The 23830-nt window shown below is 41.3% G+C and carries 19 protein-coding genes; 13 read left to right on the top strand and 6 right to left on the bottom strand.

Annotated features, from left to right (window positions below):
- Window positions 1-2 precede the first annotated feature (2 nt).
- The 10 genes from glpK to ACO6S2_RS02710 all read left to right on the top strand — a co-directional run bounded on the left by glpK (window position 3) and on the right by ACO6S2_RS02710 (window position 9561).
- Complete coding sequence (gene glpK, locus ACO6S2_RS02755) at window positions 3-1487, top strand: glycerol kinase GlpK (protein ID WP_422360990.1); 1485 nt, start codon at window positions 3-5, stop codon at window positions 1485-1487.
- A 70-nt stretch (window positions 1488-1557) separates the two neighbouring features.
- Window positions 1558-3207, top strand: coding sequence for an FAD-dependent oxidoreductase (locus tag ACO6S2_RS02750; RefSeq protein WP_422360989.1), 1650 nt, complete (start codon window positions 1558-1560; stop codon window positions 3205-3207).
- Between the two features lie 16 nt (window positions 3208-3223).
- Window positions 3224-3679, top strand: a complete 456-nt coding sequence (locus tag ACO6S2_RS02745; RefSeq protein ID WP_422360988.1) for a hypothetical protein — start codon at window positions 3224-3226, stop codon at window positions 3677-3679.
- Window positions 3680-3887: 208 nt separating this feature from the next.
- Entirely contained in the window at window positions 3888-4784 is an 897-nt protein-coding gene (locus ACO6S2_RS02740; RefSeq protein WP_422360987.1) for an ROK family protein, read from the top strand.
- A 52-nt stretch (window positions 4785-4836) separates the two neighbouring features.
- Window positions 4837-5589: a TMEM175 family protein gene (locus tag ACO6S2_RS02735; RefSeq protein WP_422360986.1), complete on the top strand. Its 753-nt coding sequence runs from the start codon at window positions 4837-4839 to the stop codon at window positions 5587-5589.
- 8 nt (window positions 5590-5597) lie between these two features.
- The gene (locus ACO6S2_RS02730; RefSeq protein ID WP_422360985.1) at window positions 5598-6356 is read left to right on the top strand and encodes an exodeoxyribonuclease III; all 759 of its coding nucleotides are present in this window, start codon (window positions 5598-5600) and stop codon (window positions 6354-6356) included.
- Window positions 6357-6866, top strand: coding sequence for a hypothetical protein (locus ACO6S2_RS02725; protein ID WP_422360984.1), 510 nt, complete (start codon window positions 6357-6359; stop codon window positions 6864-6866).
- Window positions 6866-7669 carry an MIP/aquaporin family protein gene (locus ACO6S2_RS02720; RefSeq protein ID WP_422360983.1) on the top strand — a complete coding sequence of 268 codons (804 nt, stop codon included), beginning with the start codon at window positions 6866-6868 and terminating at the stop codon, window positions 7667-7669. The genes ACO6S2_RS02725 and ACO6S2_RS02720 overlap by 1 nt, the downstream gene beginning before the upstream one ends.
- Before the next feature lie 71 nt (window positions 7670-7740).
- Window positions 7741-8574 carry a glycerophosphodiester phosphodiesterase family protein gene (locus ACO6S2_RS02715; RefSeq protein ID WP_422360982.1) on the top strand — a complete coding sequence of 278 codons (834 nt, stop codon included), beginning with the start codon at window positions 7741-7743 and terminating at the stop codon, window positions 8572-8574.
- 42 nt (window positions 8575-8616) lie between these two features.
- Window positions 8617-9561, top strand: a complete 945-nt coding sequence (locus ACO6S2_RS02710) for a pyridoxal-phosphate dependent enzyme (protein ID WP_422360981.1) — start codon at window positions 8617-8619, stop codon at window positions 9559-9561.
- Window positions 9562-9679: 118 nt separating this feature from the next.
- Here ACO6S2_RS02710 and ACO6S2_RS02705 read toward each other — a convergent pair whose 3' ends face one another.
- Window positions 9680-10450, bottom strand: coding sequence for a S1/P1 nuclease (locus tag ACO6S2_RS02705; protein WP_422360980.1), 771 nt, complete (start codon window positions 10448-10450; stop codon window positions 9680-9682).
- A gap of 30 nt (window positions 10451-10480) precedes the next feature.
- Window positions 10481-10759, bottom strand: coding sequence for a hypothetical protein (locus ACO6S2_RS02700; protein WP_422360979.1), 279 nt, complete (start codon window positions 10757-10759; stop codon window positions 10481-10483).
- 51 nt (window positions 10760-10810) lie between these two features.
- Here ACO6S2_RS02700 and ACO6S2_RS02695 point away from each other — a divergent pair, with 51 nt between their 5' ends.
- Together ACO6S2_RS02695 and ACO6S2_RS02690 are read left to right on the top strand one after the other, a co-directional pair.
- Window positions 10811-11446, top strand: coding sequence for a CDGSH iron-sulfur domain-containing protein (locus tag ACO6S2_RS02695; protein WP_422360978.1), 636 nt, complete (start codon window positions 10811-10813; stop codon window positions 11444-11446).
- A gap of 197 nt (window positions 11447-11643) precedes the next feature.
- Window positions 11644-14901 (top strand): ELWxxDGT repeat protein, encoded by a 3258-nt coding sequence (locus tag ACO6S2_RS02690; RefSeq protein WP_422360977.1) that lies wholly within the window; start codon window positions 11644-11646, stop codon window positions 14899-14901.
- A gap of 100 nt (window positions 14902-15001) precedes the next feature.
- Here the strand turns inward: ACO6S2_RS02690 and ACO6S2_RS02685 are convergent, their stop codons facing one another.
- The 4 genes from ACO6S2_RS02685 to ACO6S2_RS02670 all read right to left on the bottom strand — a co-directional run bounded on the left by ACO6S2_RS02685 (window position 15002) and on the right by ACO6S2_RS02670 (window position 20041).
- Complete coding sequence (locus ACO6S2_RS02685) at window positions 15002-16465, bottom strand: M64 family metallopeptidase (protein ID WP_422360976.1); 1464 nt, start codon at window positions 16463-16465, stop codon at window positions 15002-15004.
- Window positions 16466-16627: 162 nt separating this feature from the next.
- Complete coding sequence (locus tag ACO6S2_RS02680) at window positions 16628-17719, bottom strand: hypothetical protein (protein ID WP_422360975.1); 1092 nt, start codon at window positions 17717-17719, stop codon at window positions 16628-16630.
- Window positions 17720-17768: 49 nt separating this feature from the next.
- Window positions 17769-18797, bottom strand: coding sequence for an alpha/beta fold hydrolase (locus ACO6S2_RS02675; RefSeq protein WP_422360974.1), 1029 nt, complete (start codon window positions 18795-18797; stop codon window positions 17769-17771).
- A 143-nt stretch (window positions 18798-18940) separates the two neighbouring features.
- Window positions 18941-20041: a serine hydrolase domain-containing protein gene (locus ACO6S2_RS02670; protein WP_422360973.1), complete on the bottom strand. Its 1101-nt coding sequence runs from the start codon at window positions 20039-20041 to the stop codon at window positions 18941-18943.
- Window positions 20042-20430: 389 nt separating this feature from the next.
- Here ACO6S2_RS02670 and mfd point away from each other — a divergent pair, with 389 nt between their 5' ends.
- On the top strand, window positions 20431-23790 hold the full coding sequence (gene mfd / locus ACO6S2_RS02665) for a transcription-repair coupling factor (RefSeq protein WP_422360972.1): 3360 nt from the start codon (window positions 20431-20433) through the stop codon (window positions 23788-23790).
- The last annotated feature ends 40 nt before the right edge of the window (window positions 23791-23830 follow it).

The following is a 23830-nucleotide window of genomic DNA, read 5'->3' as shown; positions in this document are numbered from 1 at the left end:
GCATGAAGCAATACATACTGGCGCTTGACCAGGGAACAACAAGTTCAAGGGCTCTTCTTTTTGATCACAAAGGTAAAGTGGTAACCATGGCTCAAAAGGAGTTCAAGCAGATATATCCTAAGCATGGCTGGGTAGAGCACGACCCTTACGACATTCTGAAGTCTCAGCTGGATGTGATGTATGAAGTCATCAAAAAAAGCAAGGTAAACAACTCGCAAATTTTGGGTATTGGCATTACCAACCAAAGGGAAACAGCCATAGTCTGGGACAAAAGAACCGGAAACCCAGTATATAATGCTATCGTCTGGCAAGACACCAGAACTTCAGACTTCTGCCAACAACTTAAAAACGATGATGACTTTGAAGATTATGTTAGAGAAAACACAGGACTCGTCATCGATTCATACTTTTCTGCCACCAAGGTGCATTGGATACTCAACAATGTAAAAGGAGCAAAAAAGGCGGCAGAAGCTGGTGACCTCATTTTTGGGACCGTTGATACCTGGCTCATTTGGAATCTGACCAATGGAGCTTCCCACATCACGGATTTTTCGAATGCATCAAGAACGATGCTCTTCAATATATCAGAATTAAGTTGGGATGATGAGCTTTTAGAACGGTTCGAAATCCCTAGACAAATGCTTCCAGATGTTACGCACTCCGGCTTTCATTTTGGAATGGCGCAAGTACAAGGCGGAGATATCCCCATTATGGGAGTAGCCGGAGATCAGCAAGCGGCGCTTTTTGGACAGGGTTGCTTCGATCCAGGGCAAGCCAAAAACACATACGGTACCGGATGCTTTCTTCTGATGAATACAGGAGAAAAAATTCAATACTCGAAAAATGGCCTCCTCACCACCATTGCTTGGGGGCTTAATGGTAAAATAGAGTACGCTCTGGAAGGCAGTATTTTCATGGCGGGTGCTGCGATTCAATGGCTTCGGGATGGATTGAAGATGATTAATTCAGCAGAAGAAACTGAAAAAATTGCTCAAAGAACCAAAGGAGACAGTGGTGTCTACATGGTTCCAGCGTTTTCTGGGTTAGGAGCACCCTACTGGGATATGTATGCCCGAGGTGGCATATTTGGATTGACACAAGACACTACCAACGAAGAAATCATAAAAGCAACATTGGAATCGTTGGCTTATCAAACACGAGACATCTTGTTTGCTATGGCCAATGACTCGGGGGTAAAACTCAATTCCCTTCAGGTAGATGGAGGGGCTTCCGCCAATAATTACCTGATGCAGTTTCAGGCAGATATTCTGAATGTACCTGTCGAACGGCCTAAGAACGTAGAGTCAACCGCACAAGGCGCCGCATTCTTAGCCGGGATCACCAGTGGTCTCTGGAATATGGCAGACATCCGGAAGAAAAAAGCGCTGGAAAAAACATTCAAACCTAAAATGGACGACTTTACAAGGGATTACCTCTACACGGGTTGGCACAATGCTGTGAAGAGGTGTATGAACTGGGCCAGATAAAAAATAAACATTTCATAACAATACGAAAATTACCCTGTTGGTATTTTCGCCTTGTTTTGCGCAAAAAACTATGTCACAACCTTCCTTCTCATATCAAACCCGACCTCGTATAATTCAGAACTTAAGGAATGAATATTACGACGTAATAATCATCGGTGGTGGCGTTACAGGAGCTGGTATTGCCTTAGATGCTGCCACTCGAGGGCTCAAAGTAGCACTGATAGAAAAAAAAGACTTTGCTTCTGGTACCAGTAGTAAGTCTACCAAATTGATTCATGGTGGGCTAAGATATCTTAAGCAATTTGAGTTTAGTCTGGTTCGAGAAGTGGGTAAGGAGCGCTCCATCCTTCATGAATTGGCCACCCACCTCGTAAGGCCCGAAAAGATGTTATTGCCTTTAATCAAAGATGGTAACTATGGTAAAATTATTACCTCCGTGGGCTTAATGGTTTATGACGTATTGGCCGGTGTAGAAGAAGAAGATCAACGAAAAATGCTATCGGTAGATGAGACCATGAAGTGCGAGCCCCTTTTGGACAAAAGCATCATTGAAGGCGGCGGCCTCTACGCCGAATACCAAACAGACGACTTTCGGCTAGTGATGGAACTAATCAAAACGGCGGTAAAATTTGGAGCACAGACCTTGAATTATGCTACTTGTACAGATTTGCTTGCCAAGGGAGGCAAAGTGTGTGGAGTTGCCGTTCATGACGAAGATTCTGGTGAAGACTTCAAAATCTATGGCGACTATGTGGTCAATGCAGCCGGGCCATGGGTGGACCAAGTGCGTAAATTCAACAAAAAGGTAAAAGAGACGAAACTTCACCTCACCAAAGGAATTCATATCGTTGTTCCTTTTGAAAAGCTTCCGGTCAAGCAGTCAGTGTACTTCGACGTATCCGACGGCAGAATGATCTTTGCCATTCCCAAAAACGATGTAACCTACATTGGTACTACAGACACCAATTACAAGGGCAACCCAAGGGATGCGCGAACAGAGAAAAAAGATGTACAATATCTGATAAAAGCAGTCAATGACGCCTTTCCCTCTATCGAAATCAAAATAGAAGAAGTCCTTTCTTCATGGGCGGGCGTTCGACCATTGATTCAGGAAGAAGGTAAATCAGCCTCAGAAATTTCAAGAAAAGATGAAATTTTCATTTCAGATAGAGGTTTGATTTCCATTGCCGGAGGAAAACTAACAGGCTATCGTAAAATGGCCAAAAGGACGGTTGATTTGGTATTGGAAATGAAAAGCTCTCGCTCAGGAATTACCAAGAAAACGAAATCTAAAACCAAGAAAGTCAAGTTCGTTGGTAACAGTTTCAAAAACACAAAGGCGGTTACCAGTTATAAGACCAAACTTCAAAAAGAAAATAATCAGTTCGGTGAACAGCAGATTAATTATCTAGTTGACACTTATGGTGATCAAGCACAAACCATTCTGAATTTTTCGGAAAGATTACCGGGTAAAAACGAGGAAACCAAAATCCTGAAAGCAGAGGTACGCTTCTGCATCGAAAGTGAAATGGTGATGCACCTTACAGATTTCTTTATCCATAGAACGGGGCGGTTGTTTTTCAACATTCAAAGTGTCAGAGACCATTTGAATATGGTAGCAACAGAAATGAAACACTGGCTTGACTGGTCTGCGGAACAAATGAAAGCAGAATTGGATACGATGCAAGAAGAAATAGACAAAGCAACAAATTTTAAATAACCATACAGAAACTAACATGAAAAAACTAGCATTGATCATTACTTTTTTGGGCCTTTTCTCATTTAATGCCAAATCTCAAAGCACACCTTCCTACAAGGTAATCACTGTAATAGAATCTATTGTACCCGGTGGACTGGGTCGATCTAGGCTGATTGATGGTCAAACAGAAATTAATATTGAGGACTTCACAACTGAAAGAACAGATGGGAAAAAAAGCTCACAGGGGGATGTCAGTAGATCCGATGCTAAAGTAGATCGATTTGAAGAATCAAAGCTGCTTAACTTTTATAGTTTGACAGGTATCAATTTCCAAAACGTAGCATCTAACGATGCGCTAATTACATCAAAGTTGAATGAACTAACTGCAGAGGGTTGGGAACTGGCCTTTGTAACCAGTGGAGTAGAAAGTGACGCAGGAGTAAAGGATGGTAAAGGGCTCTTTATCACACGCTTTATCTTCCAAAAGCTTTAGGCTATTTTGAATTACGCAGGGCGGGAATAGACCTTAATGGAAGCCCTGGTATTCCATCTTTCCTAGATAAATGCTGATCGTTCGGAGCAGGCATTAGACCCCTTAGGCAGAATTAATCAAAGTGATAAATTTTAAGTAGGGCTTTTGAGTACTTTTCTATGGAAGAAGCTTCTAGAAATAGTAGCTTGTCCAATATAAACGGTAGTATATGATAAAGTGGGGAATAGACCTTGGCGGCACCAAAATAGAAGGAGTAGTGATTGACTCCTCCACGGATAATAAAATAATCGCTCGAAAAAGAATCCCTACTGAAGGGGACAAGGGATATCACCATGTGCTCTTCCAGATCAAAAAACTAGTAGAAGTGCTGAGTTCCGAAAGCGGCCAAAAGCCAACTCAAATTGGAATTGGTACACCCGGGTCTATTTATCCTCCTACAGGTCATCTGAAAAATTCTAATAGTCAGCACCTCAATGATCAACCTTTTTTAGTGGATCTCCAGAATTTGCTGCAAATCCCCGTTCGCATGGCCAATGATGCCAATTGTTTTGCCCTGGCGGAAACACAAATGGGAATTGTGAAGGATGAAATGCCAAAGGCAAAAGTGGTTTTTGGTGTTATCATGGGCACTGGTGTAGGTGGTGGTCTTGTTGTGAATGGTAAAATTCTAAATGGTGCCAACGGCATAGCCGGCGAATGGGGTCACAACATTCTTCATGAATCGGGAGGCACTTGCTATTGTGGGAAAACCGGTTGTGTAGAGACTATCATCTCCGGGCCTTCGCTCGAACGCTATTACACCGAGGTATCCGGCCAATACAAACCGTTAAAAGAGATTGTGGCTGATCGTTTGACGGACCCTTTATCCAAAGCCACCATAGATCGTCTGATTCAGTTTTTTGGCATTGGCATTTCCTCCATCATCAACACCATAGATCCAGATGTAATCGTCATTGGAGGTGGGGTCGGCAACATTGATTTGTTGTATGCCAAAGGAATTGAAGAGGTGAAAAAACACGTTTTCAATCCAGATTGCACCACACGAATATTAAAACCTAAACTGGGTGACTCAGCTGGAGTATTTGGAGCAGCCTTTCTCAATTAGTTTTTGCATTCCGCTGAATAAGCTCTAATTTTCATTCCAAAATCCTCCTGTTTTGGTTCGAAGTGCTTTAAAAGAAAAATCGCTCAATAACCCCGATGATCAATTTCGTTTTCGGGGTGTAGACAACACAAGAGTCGAGGCTTTGTCCGACGGCGTGTTTGCTATTGCCACTGCCTTATTAGTCATCTCTTCCTCCATACCTGAGACTTATACCGAGCTCCTCCATTTTCTAAAAGACCTGGTCCCGTTTGCCCTATGCATGGCATTACTTATGCTCATTTGGTATCAACACTACGTTTTCTTTATCCGATATGGGTTCAAGGATGCGACGATTGTCGCTGTCAATACTCTCTTGCTGTTCTTGATCCTATTTTATATCTATCCGCTCAAGTTTTTGATGCAACTGCTTTATGATATGTTTTCGGCAATGTTTACCCAAAACCAAGAAGCCTTTCGACATATATTCACCGAAGTGATCCGAATGGATAACACCCCTCAATTAATGGTGATTTATGGCTTTGGCGCAGCCAGCATTTTTTTTACATTGGCTGTGATGTATTTGATTGCGTATAAGAGAGCCGACAGCTTAGCGTTGACCAACAAAGAAAAGTTTATGACCAAAGTAAGCATGCGTGCCAATGTGTTGATGGGAGTTATTCCGCTGGTTTCTTGTTTATTTTGTCTTTTGCCAATCGACCCGAATACAGCCTTTACCGTTGGAGGCTTTATTTATTGGCTTTACCCTGCGGTCATGATGCCTTTCGGCATCAGAAACAAAAAATTATTGTCAAAAATTTCAAATTAAGTTTACCAATGAAAATTGTCTCATACAACGTAAATGGCGTTCGAGCCGCTATAAAAAAAGGTCTTCTAGATTCTTTCGAAGACATGCAAGCCGATATCATATGTCTACAAGAAACTAAGGCACAAGATGACCAAGTGCTGGAGGCGCTGGGCGAGGACTTCCCTCACCACGTTTCATCCAACAGCGCTGTGAAAAAAGGCTACAGCGGTACTTGTACGATTAGCAAAACCGCGCCTATTTCTGTGACTAAAGGCATCGGCATTGAAGATCATGACCAAGAAGGTCGTGTACTTACCAGCGAATTTGAAGATTTTTATTTGGTAAACGTTTATGTGCCAAATTCAAGCCGCGAACTCAGAAGATTAGATTATCGAGAAGGTTGGGATGTAGACTTTAAAGATTATTTGAAGGGACTAGAAGCCAAAAAGCCTGTCATTGCGTGTGGTGACTTCAATGTCGCCCATCAAGAGATCGACATTGCCCGGCCAAAGTCCAATTACAATAAAACTGCTGGTTACACCCAGGTAGAAATCGACGGCATGACCAATTTCCTCGAAGCCGGGTTCGTGGACACTTTCCGACATCTGCATCCAGATGAGGTAGCCTATAGCTGGTGGAGCTATAGGGCTGGCGCAAGAGAGAAAAACATTGGCTGGCGTATCGACTACTTTTTGGTCAGTGAACCCTTGGCTTCCAAAGTGGAATCTGCCGCTATCCATCCCAACTATAAAGAATCAGACCATTGCCCAATCAGCATTACTCTTTAAATGAATACGATTACCATTCCATCCAATAGCGATTACGAAGCCTTTTTTCAAGGACAAAAAATCGCCGACCACCCAAAAAAAAGAGCTATGTCCATGCTACTCGCCATCGTAGCTGGTTTGCTTCTGTACTCTGGGTTAAAGGTCACTCCTATGGACGAAAAATTGACCTACGCAGGGGTGTTGACTTTGGTCTATGTTTTTTTAGGGAGAAATTTCATGTTTAAAGTAAAAGTCAAAAACCTCTGGGGTCAAAAGAAGGAAACTAACCCAGAGCTGATCGTTAACCAAAAAGGTGTGGAGATAAAACACCACATTCCCGAAAGGTGCAAAACAATGGCTTGGGCAGATTTTGGGTACTACAAAATAGAAGAGCAGGTAGCTTTCCTCTACCCTAAAAAGGCTCCCGAAAACTGGTTGACACTTTCCCTGAAAGAAATAGATGGAGAGCAAAAACAAGACCTCAGACAATTGATCAAAGAGAACATTAAAATCACTCAACCTCAGAAATAATGAATGTATACTTAGCGGAGTTTATAGGTACTGCAATTTTGATCCTACTGGGAGGGGGAGTAAATGCCGGAGTGAGTCTGAATAAAAATTATTTTCACGGTGGCAGCTGGCTAGCTATATGTGTGGGTTGGGGATTGGCGGTGGCCATGGCCATCTATGCCGTTGGTGATATTTCAGGTGCACACATAAACCCTGGGGTAACCTTGGGCTTCGCCATGGTAGGTGCCTTTGATTGGGCGTTGGTTCCTGGCTATATCATTGCACAGTTTTTAGGGGCAATGGCAGGTGCTACTTTGGTATGGTTGCACTATCTGCCACATTGGAAAGCTACTGAAGATCAGGCGACCAAACTAGGGGTATTCTGCAACAGCCCTGCGATACCATCCAAATATGCCAATTTGTTTAGTGAGGTTTCAGGTACGTTTGTCTTACTCTTTGCTCTTTCTTTTTTAGGGCTAAACAAATTCACTGAGGGGCTCAACCCGTTGGTCGTTGGGTTACTCATTTGTATGATTGGCCTAGCCATGGGTGGCACCACAGGTTTTGCTATCAACCCGGCCAGAGATATGGGACCGAGAATTGCGCATTTTATTTTGCCTATTGCAGGAAAGGGAAAATCTGATTGGGGCTATAGCTGGATTCCGGTAGTTGGGCCATTATTGGGCGGAGCACTGGGTACGTTAAGTTATCAAGCCATATTTAATCAAAACATAATGTTCGCGCTATTCCCTTGCGTATTGGCTACAGTAGTTTTGATTTTTCTCGCTGTTAGGGAACAAAGCTCAAACAAGGAAACCAAATGAAACTTGTCAACTACTTTTTCGGCTTGGGCCTAACGATGGCACTCACTTTTTGTCAATCAAACTCCAAAAACATGAAATACGCCAATCTTGATGTTCAGGGCCATCGTGGCGCACGTGGCCTATTGCCAGAAAACACGATTCCCGCTTTTATCAAAGCATTGGATCTAGGCGTCACCACCTTAGAGCTGGATCTGGCCGTAACCAAAGACAAGCAGCTTCTCGTCAGCCACGATCCATTCATGTCTCACAAGTTTTCAACCACACCTGAAGGCGACCACATAGAGAAACAAGATGAGCTCGTGCATAACATTTATCAAATGAGTTATGAGGAAGTGAAAACCTATGATGTGGGTTCTAAGTTTCAAAAACAATTTCCTGATCAACAATTGATGCAAATTCACAAGCCACTATTTAAAGAAGTGGTGGATGCCGTAAATGATTATCTCGATAAAAATCAATTGCCTCCCGTACGATACAACATAGAAATCAAAAGCAATCCAGTGGGTGATTCGATCTATCATCCAGTGCCAGAAGAATATTCAAAACTGGTTTATGACTTTATCACCACCGAGATGGACACCTCCATGCTCAACGTGCAATCATTTGATTTTAGGATCCTAAAATATTTTCATGAAAACTACCCTGAGATCAAACTGGCGGTACTGGTAGAGAACCCTTTGCCAATGGAAGAGAACCTCACCAACCTCGGTTTTACCCCGGAAATTTACAGCTGCTATTACCATTTGCTAGACGAACAAAAAGTCAAGTGGCTGCAAGCGCAGGGCATGCAGGTCATTCCCTGGACCGTTAATGAAAACGAAGACATTGAAATGGTACTGTCTTGGGGAGTTGATGGTATCATTTCTGACTACCCAAATCGCGTATTAGAAATTATTTCGAATTAACTTTGAAGCTTGCATAATCTTTAAAGGGCGGATTTATCAACTATGGAAATACCAAGTCTTAGTGACATCAAACGTGCGCACACGCGTATAACCAAATACATTGTACGAACACCAATTATTACTTCTCAAACCATCAACGAAATGGTCGGTGGCGAGGTGTTTTTCAAATGTGAAAACTTCCAAAAAGTAGGTGCATTCAAAATGCGGGGTGCTTCCAACATCATTATGTCTTACCGACCGGAAGACCGTGTCAACGGATTTGTTACGCACTCTTCTGGCAACCATGCCCAAGCAGTAGCCTTAGCCTCGAAAGTAGCCGGAGCCAAAGCCTACATCGTAATGCCAAACAATGCACCTCAGGTAAAAAAGGACGCTGTAAAAGAGTATGGAGCAGAAATCACTTTCTGTGAGCCAACCGAAGAAGCTCGTGTGGCAGCATGTGCCAAAATCATGGAGGAAACCAATGCCATCCAGGTACATCCATTTCACGACCCAAGAATCATTGCCGGTCAGGCTACTTGTGCCAAAGAGTTTATCGAAGAGCATCCAGACCTTGATTTTATGATCTCACCAGTAGGTGGTGGTGGATTGGCTGCAGGCTCTGCTTTGGCCTTGAGCTACATCAGCCCAACCACAAAAATGATATTGGCGGAACCATCGAATGTAGACGATACTTATAGGTCGTTTAAATCTGGAGAGCTTGTAGGCGTGGACAATCCGGAATCTATTGCGGATGGGCTACTGGTATCCGTTGGTAAGCTCAACTTCGAAATCATCAAAGAACATGTATCTGATGTCTATCGAGTAGAAGAGCAAGAGATTATAGATGCCATGCGACTCATCTGGGAAAGGATGAAAGTGATCATCGAGCCATCGAGTGCAGTAGCCGTCGCGGCCATGCTCAAAAACAAAGAGCAGTTTGCTGGCAAGAAAACAGGATTGATTATTACTGGAGGCAATGTGCAGTTAGATGCACTGCCATTCTAATAGACTTCCTCATCACACGGCGCAATCCGGGTGGTTAGATCGAATGACCTCTGCCTTCAAGGACAAACTACAATCCGCAAGAGATAGCCCTGAAAAGCAGGGCTATGACCTTGTGTGTTTATCCATAAATCTCATTGAGAATGCCGGCCAGTCGGATTCCAGCTTTCAGTAGTCGCTCATTGACAATTGAGATGTTCTTGTAATTGTATTCGTATCTCAGTTTTCCGTCTTCCGGAATGTCATAAACACTTTGTCGATAGCCCATGGCCTCGTCCACCCAAACCATGATGCCTTCACTTTGCCATTGAGTGATTTGTTCTTCACTGGCATGATCGATCCAGTGGCAGTACTCTGTATAGCTCAGTTTCTGACTATCTATCATCCCTGCGTCCCACACGCGATGCAGGTTGAAACTTTTGTCCCACATATAATCAACCCTCACCTTATTGCCACCCAAGTCTTCGCCATTGCCCACGTGCAAGGGCTGGTGAATATCTGCGACCAGGTGCACCAGGTACTTTAGGTTTTCCAACTCCGAATCATAGGTGAATTGTTTGGTTTTCAATTCAGCCATTATTCTGGTAATTGCCTGGATTGCATCACCTTCTTCGGGTACTCCAGCCTCCTCATACGTTTTTCCTTCTGGAATCGTGCAGTAGTGCCAAGGAGTCATGTAGTCATTGGTGCTATCCGAACGGATAAAGTCCATGTAGTTGCCTACCATACCCAGATGTTCGTCGCCCAAAATCGCCTGAATATTTTTCTTGGCTTTGCCCGTCAGATGATCATAGGCTATTTGCCCCACTACGCGGTGCCCGGTTTGGCCCCACGAAAATCCAGAAGAATAAGTAACAAAAAGGAACAGGAATGATACCAGAGATTTTTTCATATCAGCATTTGACTTCTTTGAGGTGTTAAGTTAATCTGAATCTTCCTTTAGTAGGGCCTCCACTTTTGAAAAATCTGCCTTCGAAATTTTTATCACGATATCTGAATCAAATGGGTTACTCCCTACATAGTCATCAAGATCACCTGATTTTTCGAATGTCCTTTCAAAAGGGATGTTATGCTTTTGTAAAACTTCAATAAGCTCTTCGGCTTCAAGCGGGTCACGATAAGTACAGAAAAGATCCAATTCACTCATAAAAAGGTGTTTAGCCAATGGGTGCCAGTCCTCAAATTTAGCGCTTTCCATCATTCTTGAGTATATTTATATAGACCCATTCCTTTCAAACGAAACCCAAAAGTCATGGAAGAAGATAAAAAGCCAAGTATCACACCAGCAGAAAACGGACCCTACCTAGTCAAAGGATTGAAAAATCTCGCTAACAGAAAAGGACCAGTAGAGGCAAAAGAAAATATGGCGCTATGCAGATGCGGCCGCTCCAATAACAAACCATTTTGTGATGGCACGCACGCCAAAAATGGCTTCTCCTCCGCCAAACTAGACGGACGCGTACCCGATCAGCGCGACAACTATCAAGGGGCCAAAATCACCATCCACGACAACAGAGGTATTTGTGCGCATGCGGGCCGATGTACTGATGGGTTGCCAGCAGTCTTTCACCTCAACGAAGAGCCTTGGATTCATCCAAACTCAGCCAGCGCCGAAGAAATCATAGAAACCATCAACAAGTGCCCATCTGGTGCGCTGAGCTATAGCGTAGATGGTGTCGAGCACCGAAATAGAGCAGGAGACCCCAGCATCTTCATCGCGCCAAATGGTCCCTATGTAGTATCTGGAGGTCCAAGCTTGGAGCAAACCACCAGAGGTGAAGGTGCATCCGAAGAGCATTTTACCATGTGTCGCTGCGGCGGCTCAAAAAACAAACCTTTCTGTGATGGCTCACACTGGCACAATGGGTTTACGGATGATAAGAATTAGGCTGGTCCTCTGGGTGGCATTTCCTAAAGCCATTGCAATCGAGTAGGAAAAGGGTTATCAAACATTTTTGCTCAGATAGTAACAAGGCTTGATTGTTTAAAACATGCCTTGTAAAATGTAGTTCATATCAGAATTAAAAAATAGTTTCTGTTAAAAATTAGAAACCCTATATTTTTGCCAAAATATTACTCTCCTATATGCACAAGTTTTTTGGGGCAATGATTGTCCTTATTTTACCACACCTACTTTACTCACAGGTCCAGCTCGTTAAAGATATTAATACCGATCCGGCGTCGGTCTTGGAGGACAATCACTATAACGACATATTTTATGAATGTGGAGATTATTTATTCTTTGCAGTTGATAATGAATTGGGAAAAGAATTATGGAAAACAGATGGAACTACTAATGGCACGACTTTAGTTCTTGACTTGAATAAAGGTCATAACGATGGCATATTAGAATCCTTTGTCTGTCTTGATGAAATCCTCTATTTTCTTGGTAGAGATGGAAAAGAGCATAACCAATATCTTTGGGATTTATGGTCGACAGATGGCTCTGTTGAAGGCACTCATTTGATAAAAAAAATGGATAATAATGGTGCTAACTTATTCTCGGACAATAATAACGTTTTTGGAGTTAGAGCCACTACTAATAATACACTAGAACTTTGGTCAAGTGATGGATCAGAAGATGGAACTCAAGTTTTTGCTACTATTTCAAATGGCGATTCTTACATAAGGGTATCAGAAAGTCTAGCCGTCAATTCCCAATTATTTTATGTGATTAGCACCTATGTCGACGAGCAATTTATCTATCAACTTTGGACAAGCAACGGTACCCAAGAAGGAACCTTTAAACTGCTTGATAGTGATAGTTATATTAGTAATATGATTGGCCTTGCTGGACAACTACATTTCGTTACGAAAAACGAATCAAACTACCAACTCAGAAAAAGTGATGGAACGCTTGAGGGTACACAGCTCGTAACAGAAATGGCTAGTCATGTACAGTCTTTCATTCCATTTGGCAATCAATTGGTTTTTACTTCTGGAGGAAATCACTGGATTACAGATGGAACGGAATCTGGTACAAAATTATTGGGAACTGGAAGAATCTACGCAGGTGTTGTTTTAGAAGAAACCTTTTATGGAATTGGCTCTGATTTCAGCACAAACTCTAGTTTCTTAATGTCGACTGATGGGACATCATTGAATACAAATAAAATTGCTGATTTTGGTGGTTATGTAAGCATTTTCAATAAAATTTCTACGATCAATAATCAATTAATATTTCCTATTTATAGTGAAACCAATGGTGAAGAATTAGGAATTAGTGACGGTACTGAAGAAGGCACCTTTCTACTAAAAGATATCTACGTAGGCCCTGAATCTTCTATTCCAAAATCATGGGCAAATTACAACGGAAAGGTGCTTTTTCTTGCCAAAGATGAAACTCATGGAACCGAACTGTGGTCTACTGATGGAACTACTGAAGGAACCACCTTTGTCAAGGATATTCTTCCAGGAACAAAAAGTATTAATCAATTTGATCACAAATTATACATTCAAGAAATAAACAATAAAGTTGTTTTTCATGGAGGGTCAATATTAGAGAGTTCAATTTATGAAAGTGACGGATCATTTGAAGGTACAAATGTTGTTGAAGACTTTTCGAGTAACATTCATTTATTAGGGAATTTAAAAAATAGTTTGATCTACTTTATTTCTAATAAATTTTATGAATTCAATTCAGATGGATACTCGATGATAGATGATTATAGTTCCGATATTTCTGGGTTTGGTTTAGTCCAAAATGATGCACTCGTCGCGGGTGATAAGATGTATTTTATGTTGGGTGTAAATAATTATGGATATGAATGCTGGGTTACTAATGGAACTATTGGTAGTACGAAAATTTTAAAGGATATCAATGTGGGTTCAGGGAGTGGAATAGAGACCTTTGATGGAGGAGCTATTAATGATCAATTCATATTTTCAGCAAATAATGGATCTATTGGAAATGAAATTTGGATCACAGACGGCACAGAAGAAAACACCAAAGTTTTGAAAGACATTAATTCAGGGTCTGAATCTTCATATCCCTATTCATATGAATCACTTGGGTCAGAATTATTTTTTGTTGCTGATGATGGAATTCATGGTAGAGAATTGTGGAAAACGGATGGCACAGCTTCAGGTACAGTTTTGGTCTCTGATATTATCGAATCTAGCGAAGGGTCTAACCCAAGGTTTCTTACTTCTTTTGAACAAGAAATTTTTTTCTCAGCATATAACCCAACCAATGGCTGGTCGTTGTGGAAAACCAATGGAACTGAAGAGGGAACCATATTAGTAACGGATATAAATTCGGAGAACGAAGATGTAGATCTGAGTTTCACTAACCTATTTGTCGCAGGAGATAATCTATACTTTACTATCGATGATGGAATACATGGAAACGAATTGTGGGTTTCTGACGGGACATCCGAAGGAACACAAATACTTGAGATTTCGGAAGGAGCTGCAGGTTCCTTTCCAGATTTACTTACTGAAGTGGGAGGACTTTTGTATTTCAAAGCAAACAATCAAATCTGGCGAACAGATGGTACAGAAATTGGTACCTCATTAGTTGCCGATTATCACCCACTCGAATTAGTCTATTTGGACGGGTGGATATACTTTTCGGCCAATTCCAAAGAATATGGTGTGGAGTTGTTTAAAGTTCCATTTACAAAAATGGATCAAGTTATAACTTTTGACCCTATACCTGTGAAAAGAATAGGTGATGAAGATTTTGCTCTAAACGCAATTTCTGATTCAGGATTAGATATTCAATTTTCAACTAAAAGCGATAATGTTGAAATCGATGAAAACTTGGCTAAAATAATTAGCTATGGAAGTACCACTATTTCTGCTGAACAAAAAGGAAATGAATTTTATAACGGTGCTCTAGTAGAACAAACGTTCTGTATCAACCCTAACGATCCTGTAATTTCCATTAAAGAAAGTAATACAACCGCTACAATTTTGGTATCCAGCAATGATAAAGGCAATCAATGGTATCTGAATGGTGAATTGCTAGAAAATGGCATAGAGCAATCGTTTTATGCCTACGAATCTGGAAACTATTCTGTAACTACAGTATCTGAAGACTGTCTCACAGCTACAAGTGATGATATTTCAATAGTAGTTACAGCAATCAGTGATTCACCTAGTGTAAATATTCTTGTATATCCCAATCCCACTTCAGACCATATTCAATTTCAAACAGAACAATTAAACATTCCATTTTCAGTGGAAATTCTAAATGTTTACGGCCAAATAATGGATAAAATTAAAATATCGCACAACCGCTGGGAACATTCTGTGAAAAGCTATCCTAAAGGATTATACTTCATTAATATAGAAGGGAATAAGAATGGATTTAACTATTTCAAATTGTTAAAAAACTAATTCGATTGCTTTCCATTTGGCCTCGCCTTCCTCTAAGTTGATCTTGTATCCCTTTTGAATTAATCAAGACTTATTCCTAAGTCTCATAATAAAGAGATATTCACCTAGCATAAGACTCGATCACATCGATCATGGCCTCCTGGCAAACCGGGCAGAAATAATCCGTACGAGTAAACATGATGCAATTGGGTGACGAACGATAGATGCCTTCCGACGCATACCCAGCTCCTTCGAAGGCTCCCACTTTTTTAGAGAAGTCGGCATTTTCTAAAAATGCCTGAACGCGGGTATCCTCAGCAGTTACTTTTTCATCATACAATTTCTCCACTGAGGTAATAGCTTCTGCCGATGCTTTCGCTTTTTTCAGTGCAGCTATGCTGTCATTCCATGAACGACGCTCCGCTTGCCACTTCAAGCTGGTGCTGTCGTAAAAAGTCTTGTTCCAAGGGGTAGGTAGTTCTATACCTTCCGACAAAAGGTGTTTCCATTTCACATTTTCAGGATCGAGCAAGGCTGTGATATTTGGTTCAGCAGGTTCATAGCCCTGTGGGTAAAAATCGTTGTAAGCCGAAGACGATGTGTAATACTCATCTGCCAATCCAAAGAATGAGTGTCCAAACTCATGTACCATCAGGTACTCACTAAATATATTGTCGGAAGTATAGGTACAATAAAAATTGTAAATACCCCCTCCTCCGTAGCGACTGTGATTCACCATAATGTACAAAGCATCATAAGGTGCATGGCCAGCAATATCTCTTAGAGCCTTGTTGTCCTCGGTCAACAGGTATCTCTCCGACCCCATAGAATTGAAGGTGGCACTTACGGCAGTATTCTTGTCTATACCTGCTCTAGGTTCATCGATGCCGCTATCCTCAGATGGTTTCAATGCGCCTCTAATATTGAATCGGCCTTTGTAAGACTTACACGGTTCGGCTTTGAAAAACACTTCTGTAAATCTTTTCAGGTCGTCCTGAAATTTTTGATTGTCATCCGCTGAATACCCCTCACCTACAATTAAGATGTCAGCTTTGGTATGTGGGTCGCCATTATTCAAGCTCGCGTATACATTTACTGTTTCATCTTTTTCAGCAGCTACAGTTATAGCTGGGTCAATATCAGTTCGAAACACTTCATTGAGGTTTCCGTCCTTGTCTCTCTTGTCCAGGGCAAAAATCACTGGGCTTATAGGTTTAGGTATGATGGCCGATTCATGAAATTGTTTCACCTCTCCATTAATCGCTGGGGTGCTCGTTTGATATTCTTTGAAATAGCTGTCGAAGCCCTTGGAATAGATAAGATCACCAGAGGCCCTATCATAAACTTTGTAGTAATAGGCTCCATAGTTGAGGGAATCAATCAAATTGACGATACTACCAGCCCAGCCTTCGTAAGAGTACAGCTGATCTATTTCGACGCTTTCAGACTTGGCATCTCCCGTGTGGAAATAATCAATACGAAGTGTTTTATCACTAAAATAGGTTTCGAAAGGAGTTTTTGATTTTTGTTCGCAATTCACCAGGCACACAGCCACGATGGAAATCAGGAAGAGTCTTTTCATCATTTTCTAAGGTTTTAAGGAAGAGTAAATTAATGGATATAGCTTGATACGAATAAAAGAGAGATTAAAAAAAGTTGTCATTTCTGTAACTGAAGAAAACTAAAATTTCTTGTTTCTCTGGAAATGACAAAAAGTATAGGAATCCTGGGATTAGCTTATTGAGATCTAAAGAGATTGGAGCCAGGATGTCATTTTTTCAAACAGACTCCATTTATCGGCAATCATCAAAAAAATTGGGAAAATTATTGAAACAAATACGGCCGAAAGGCTCTTTAGGTCAAAAGGCCATGTGTTTTTACTCTCCAAGATGTTTTCCAATTCCTGAAGAGAACGGAGCCGAGCCAGGTTTCTTTCACTTGCTCTGATATGAAAATCTGAATGTGCTTTTTTCAGCTTCTTGCCAATTTTATCCAGTTCCATTTCCTTTTCTTTAACCAACAATCGGTGAATATTATCTATGGGCCAAAAAATATAAACTATGATGATAAGTGAAAAGAACCCATACCAAGCCATATGCTCAGGGTACCAACTCCAATCTCCAACTACTTTGGCGACAATTCCGAGACTCAGGGGCATGAGCACAAGTATTGCTGTTTTAAGATGAACATCACCAATCGTGTTTGCCACATTCGACTTTGAAATGATTAGGGCCTTAATTTTCGAGTTTTCGCTCAGGCTACTTATAAAAGCTGCAAACCAAAAGAGACTATATGCCCCTGCACCAGCAAAAAACATGTTTGCAAACTCAAAAACAGCAAAAATAATCCTAGCCTCCTGTGTAACAAATGGAGTCCCCAAATAGTAGTCACCTGCGGCTGCTACTACTCCAGACAAAGCTCCACATATTATCATATTTCTGTTTCTGAAGATTTTCTGATGCTTGAGAAAAATTTCATGTTCTGCTTTCTTCGAAACATTAGGAATCAATTTTAAAAATTCATTATAGTGGGTGTCGATTAATTTGTAAACCCATACGAGACCCGCCCATGAAAACATCATCTGAATACAAAAAAGAGCAAAAGAAACCAGGTAAATTTCTTCCTCGCCCAGGGCTAACCATAAAATTTGAATAATAAAAAAAATAAGGGTGCATACGATAAAAACATTAGCCGTATAATGAAGTCGAGAAAAGGTAGCCCAGTTGGCTTGAAATGGTTTAATGGCATCTGGATGCCTTTCTGAAAATGATTTACTTGACTGAGCCCTCGGCTTCTCTTCGCCATCAGGTACTTCGTCTTGCCATTCTTGACAGAACATACATTTTCTTGCCTTAATTAGTATTTGGTTGCAGCAATATTCGCATTCTTTAGTTTCGGGTTCCATGGTTTTGATTGGTTAAAAATTGTCGTGTTTTCTCTACAACCTTCCGGTTAATGAGCAATTGGTCATATAAATTTAGGTCTAAACTTCTTCTTTTTTTTAGCAAATGACCAAGTCCCTGATGGCAATAGATAACGATACTATCATCTATCAAATAGTTATTTTCCAATTCATTGATTCTAAAAGTAGGTTTTAATACCCAATCCATGCTGCCATATTGAATACATAGTTCCTTGTCTTGTAAGGCCGATTTTAATTTGTCTTGGAAATGGTTATCCAAATAATGGAATAACTCAAAGATGGTTTTGTAATGTGCGATGTAGTTGAAAAAACGGTGATGATCGGAAAATGTGAGAGCAAAAAACTGAGGCTTTTTACTTTTTTTGAAACTGGGTCTAGTTTGCGACTTGGACAAAAACCATCCCATAACCTTAAGCGGAAAATTGATAAAAACATTAAGGAAAATACGAATTACAAAGGTGTTTAATGAAGCCAAAATTTTAGCCCAAAATTTTGGAAACGCAACGCCAAGGGAATCTGGAGGTGAAAACAATACAACTTTTTTTATCTTCTTTTGCTCATTTCCTAACTCACAAAACTTAGCCATAGACAAGGCATGACTCAAGTTTTCTTTATCCATTTTTTTCTGCTGTATTAGCTTACTCACCCCTTTTTCTGCGAGAATGTTATAATGGGTAAGGTAGGACAATACTGCCAAAGCTCCAGCACTGTGGCCCATAAGGTCGATGTGATGGACAGTATCATCAATTTTTAAGTTGATAAATTCATCAAGATTGGCACTCATCTGTCCAAAGAGCCAAGCTCCTTTAGACCCTTGTTCAGGAAGGTCTAGAATAAAAATTTGACCATAAACTGATCTAAATTCTTCCAGGAAGGTCACATAATTCTCTTTAAAAGCACCTGTTCCTGGTAAAAACAAAAGTGCTTTTGACTGGTTTCCATTTCCGGCTATTGATAAATAACCTATTCCTTTGATCCTTTCGGGCTTTACCATTGCTTAAAATAATGAAATTTTGTAAAGCATGCTAAAGACAATTTGCCAACCTAGAGTAGGTTAGAGAATAAATTAGACTATGAAAATAGCCCAGAGCCGAGAGAGAAGTACGACAATATTTTTATTCCTTACCGGATGTTTAGTCAATCTTCAAAATAGTACTTGGATACTTTTTCTATGATTTTTTGAGGCGAGCTACCAGTCAGGTTAGTCAACAAAATAATAGTCAGGTCATCTTCTGGGTAAACAATCAATGCCGCACGCCCTCCACCAATTGGGGCTACGCCAGAATGCGATGCTCTTCTCATGACTGGCCAGCCGTAGCCATAACCATTTAGAAAGCCACCAAACCCTCTAAATTCTCCATTGTTCAGCGGAACCGGTTGCCACATTTGTTGCATGCTTTCTTTAGAAATAAATTTACCAGATTGCAATGCTATCAGCCATTTGGTCAAATCATCAATAGTAGCAAAAGCACCAGCATCTGCACGAAGTATAGGAGAGAATTCTTCCATGATCTCATACAGCATATCTCCTTTCACATATTCACCGGTAAGTTTGTCTTTCAGATAATAAGAATAAGTAGCCGTCTTATTCTTTACAACATCATAAGAGCTGCCAAACACAATATGGTCCACTCCCGCTACGTCAAACTGATTTTTTTGTAGAAAGTCTACATAGCTTAATTCACCATAGCGTTCAATGATCCTTTGCACTAGTAAGTAGTTAGTAGCATTATAACTGAACTTTTCTCCTGCCAAAAATTGAAGTGGTTTGTTTTGAACGGCCTCCCAAGCAAAAGCCTCCCCTTTACCACCAATAAGCCCGCCATTCTCCAAATCTTCAATGTCCGGTAACCCAGAAGTATGGCTTAACAATTGACGAACGGTAACTTTTTGCCATGTCTTGGGTAGACTATCCAGATAGTTACCTATGGGCTTATTCAGATCAATTTTATTTTGTTCTACCAATTGCATTATGGCCGTTCCGGCAAATACTTTCGCAATTGAGTTAATAGAAAATATTGTGCTTTTTCCCACAGGCACACCAAAGGCCACTTCTGCGTACCCAAAGTTTTCTCTAAGAATGACCTGTTTGTTTTTTATTACTGCCACTTGCGCACCTGGTATCTTTTGCTTTTGTACTTCAAGTTTCAGTTGCTCCAGAAATAGCTGATTTTGAGCATGGAGACCTCCTCCGGCAAAAAGAGATAGAATGATGAGCTGAGTTAAGGTTTTTTTCATTGAATTCAGTTTATAAGAAATAGTACGAACTGTACTACGTGAATTCACGAAAATGTTTGTGGTCCTTATGCAAAAGGTCGAATATCAGGATGAAGATTTCCAAAAAAATAGCGCGCCCCGAAGAGAGACGCGCCATAATCACCAACCTAACCTTAAACAATGAATCGCGAGTGCGCGATCATGAATAGATTTATACTCTAATAATGTAAATGGAATTGACTCTGAAATAGTTCCCGGCTCACTAAATATTTCGCGGACCTGTTACGCGATCTGCTTGAATGATGCACTGTAGTGTCTGGGAAGGAAGCTGGAACAGGTCTGGCAATTTGTTTCGAACATTCTTCTATCGCCAAAAGCAAAGACTTACTTTTGTGCCTTAATATCCAGGTGTGAATCAGAGAGAATTACTTTCCTTATACAAATCCCAAGCGACTGTTCAGGCTTTGGCGGAAGCCGTAAAGCCTAATGAAAGCAAAAACATCAACTTGAAAGGACTAGTCGGCAGTCTAGATGCCATCACTGCTGCGGCCACCTACCAGCTCAATCATCAGAATCACATTTTCATCCTCCACGAAAAGGAAGAAGCCGCCTATTTCTACAACGATCTTCAGAATCTTTTGGGCGACAAAGAAGTATTGCTTTTTCCTTCTTCATACAAGAGAGCCTACGAATTTGAGGAAACTGAAAATGCCAACATTTTGATGCGCGCTGAGATTCTCAATCGCATCAACAACAAGTCTTCGGCTGGTGAACTCATCGTAACTTATCCTGAAGCACTCACAGAAAAAGTAATCAACAAAAAGTCTCTGGTACAAAACACCTTTACTGCCAAGGTAGGTGAACAAGTAGATAGTGATTTTCTTACAGAGTTATTGTTGAACTACGGTTTTGTGCAAGACGATTTTGTCTATGAACCAGGCCAATTCGCCGTACGTGGAGGTATTGTTGATATCTATTCCTACGCTGGAGAGTTGCCTTACCGTATCGAGCTTTTTGGGGATGAAATAGAAAGCATCCGAACCTTTGATCCTGAAAGTCAATTGTCGAAAGACAATCTGAAAACGATCAACATCATACCAAATATCCAGACCAAGCTGTTGGAAGAGACTCGTCAATCGTTTCTTGACTATGTGCCCAATAACTCCAAAATTTGGGTAAAGGATTATCAAAACACTATGGATGTGCTAGATAAGTCTTTTGCGAAAGCGAAAGAAAGTTTCGAAGCCATACTCGAAGCCAGTGGTGGTGCCAGCCTGGCCATGGATCCCAATGAGTTATTCGAAACCAGTGAGTCATTCACGTCGGCCATTGAAGATTATGTAAAGATTGAATTTGGCAATCGCTTCTACTTGAACCAACCAGAAGCTTATAGTTTTGATGCCAACCCACAGCCTTCTTTCAATAAGAATTTTGACTTGATTGCAGAAAGTTTGGAGTCTTATCAGGAAAAGCAATACGCTACACTGGTAGCCTCTGAGTCTGAAAAACCAATCGAGCAGTTGACTTCCATTTTTGAGGAAATCAACCCGTTTATCAAGTTCGATTCATTGATTCTAGGGCTTCGTGAAGGGTTTATAGATAACCAAACGCAGGTGGCTTGCTACACAGATCACCAGCTTTTCGAAAGGTTTCATAGATACAAAGTCCGAAAAAAACACTCCAAGTCAAAAGCACTCACCCTAAAAGAACTTCGCACCTTGAACCCAGGAGACTACGTGGTGCATATTGATCATGGCATTGGAAGATTCGCGGGGCTGGATATGGTAGACGTGAGTGGCAACAAACAAGAGGCTGTTCGCTTGGTTTATCGCGATGATGATTTGCTCTACATCAGTATTCACTCGCTACACAAGATTTCTAAGTATAGCGGCAAGGAAACTGGACCTCCTCAGGTAAGTAAACTCGGTTCGCCTGAATGGGAAAATAAAAAGAAAAAGGTCAGCCGAAAGGTTAAAGATATCGCCAAAGAGCTCATAGCGCTATACGCAAAAAGAAAGGCAGCGCCTGGGTTTAGTTTTGGAGAGGATGGCTATTTACAGGCGGAGTTAGAAACTTCGTTCATTTATGAAGATACGCCTGATCAAGCCAAAGCTTCTGAAGATGTAAAGGTCGACATGCAAAAAGCCCACCCGATGGACAGGCTGGTTTGTGGAGATGTTGGTTTTGGAAAAACAGAAGTGGCCATACGCGCTGCCTTCAAGGCCGCTGTTCATGGCAAACAAGCTGCAGTCTTGGTACCAACCACTATTTTGGCGATGCAGCATTATCATACCTTCCATGAGCGATTGGCCAACTTTCCAGTGAAAGTAGAATACATCAACCGCTTTCGGACGACCAAAGAAATCAAAGACATTCTCGGCAGAGTAAAAGAAGGAAAAGTAGATATTCTGATCGGTACTCACCGAATCGTCAACAAAGATGTTGAGTTCAAGGACCTAGGCCTATTGATTATCGACGAAGAGCAAAAGTTTGGCGTGAAGATCAAAGACAAGCTAAAAGAAATCAAGGTGAATGTGGATACACTCACACTCACAGCTACACCGATTCCTAGAACACTGCACTTCTCACTAATGGGAGCGCGAGACCTGAGTGTGATTTCTACGCCTCCACCAAACCGTCAGCCGGTAACTACAGAGATTCATGTGTTTAGTGAAACCATGACACGCGATGCGGTAAGCTACGAGTTGCGCCGTGGTGGTCAGGTGTTCTTTGTACACAACAAAGTCAGCGACATCGAGAGTGTCGCGAATTTGATCCACCGTTTGGTGCCCGATGCTCGGGTGGGCTACGCCCATGGCCAGATGGAAGGGCCTAAGCTCGAAAAAACCATGCTCAAGTTTATTGAAGGAGAATACGATGTGCTGGTTTCAACCAACATTATTGAGAGTGGTTTGGACATACCTAATGCTAACACGATCATCATCAACAATGCACAAAATTTTGGGTTGTCCGACCTCCACCAGATGCGTGGTCGAGTAGGGCGATCCAACAAAAAGGCTTTTTGTTATCTGATCACACCACCTACCTCTCACTTATCCTCAGATTCTAGAAAGCGATTGAGCGCTTTGGAAGAATTCTCTGATCTCGGTGATGGATTCAAAGTGGCGATGCGTGACTTGGATATCCGAGGTGCTGGTAATCTACTCGGTGGTGAACAAAGCGGATTCATTTCAGATATTGGATTCGATATGTATCATAAAATTCTGGATGAAGCCGTCAACGACCTGAAGGAAAATGAATTCAAGGACTTGTTCGAAGATCAAACTATGGATGTCAAGGCTTTGGTTTCTGACTGCATCATTGAAACTGATCTGGAAATTCTGATTCCAGAAGACTATGTGAAGAACATTACCGAAAGGTTGAGTATCTACACACAAATTGACAACATAAAAAGCGAAGCAGAGCTCAATATTTTCAAGCAATCCATCCTCGATCGATTCGGAAAAATTCCAGAGTCTGTGATTGATCTATTCAAAACAGTAAAGCTACGCTGGTTGTCCATAGATCTTGGCTTCGAAAAGCTGGTGCTAAAAAATGGTCGCATGCGATGCTACTTCCCACCCAAGGACAATGATGCCTATTACCAATCACAAGCGTTTGGTCATATCATTGGCTATGTGCAGCAACATCCGAAGGCCTATCAGTTGAAGGAAATCAAAGACAAGTTGATGCTGGTCATGGCAGATATCGAAACCATCGACAAGGCCGTAGAGCAACTGGATAATATCTGGGTGAGCCTGAGAAAATAAGGAGCGAACGGGTGATCTCTCTGAACTGGTTTTCGTTAAA

This window comes from Reichenbachiella sp. (assembly GCF_965233835.1).
Lineage (GTDB): Bacteria > Bacteroidota > Bacteroidia > Cytophagales > Cyclobacteriaceae > Reichenbachiella.
The sequence above is the reverse complement of the archived record's forward strand: the minus strand, read 5'-3'. Positions and strand labels throughout refer to the sequence as shown.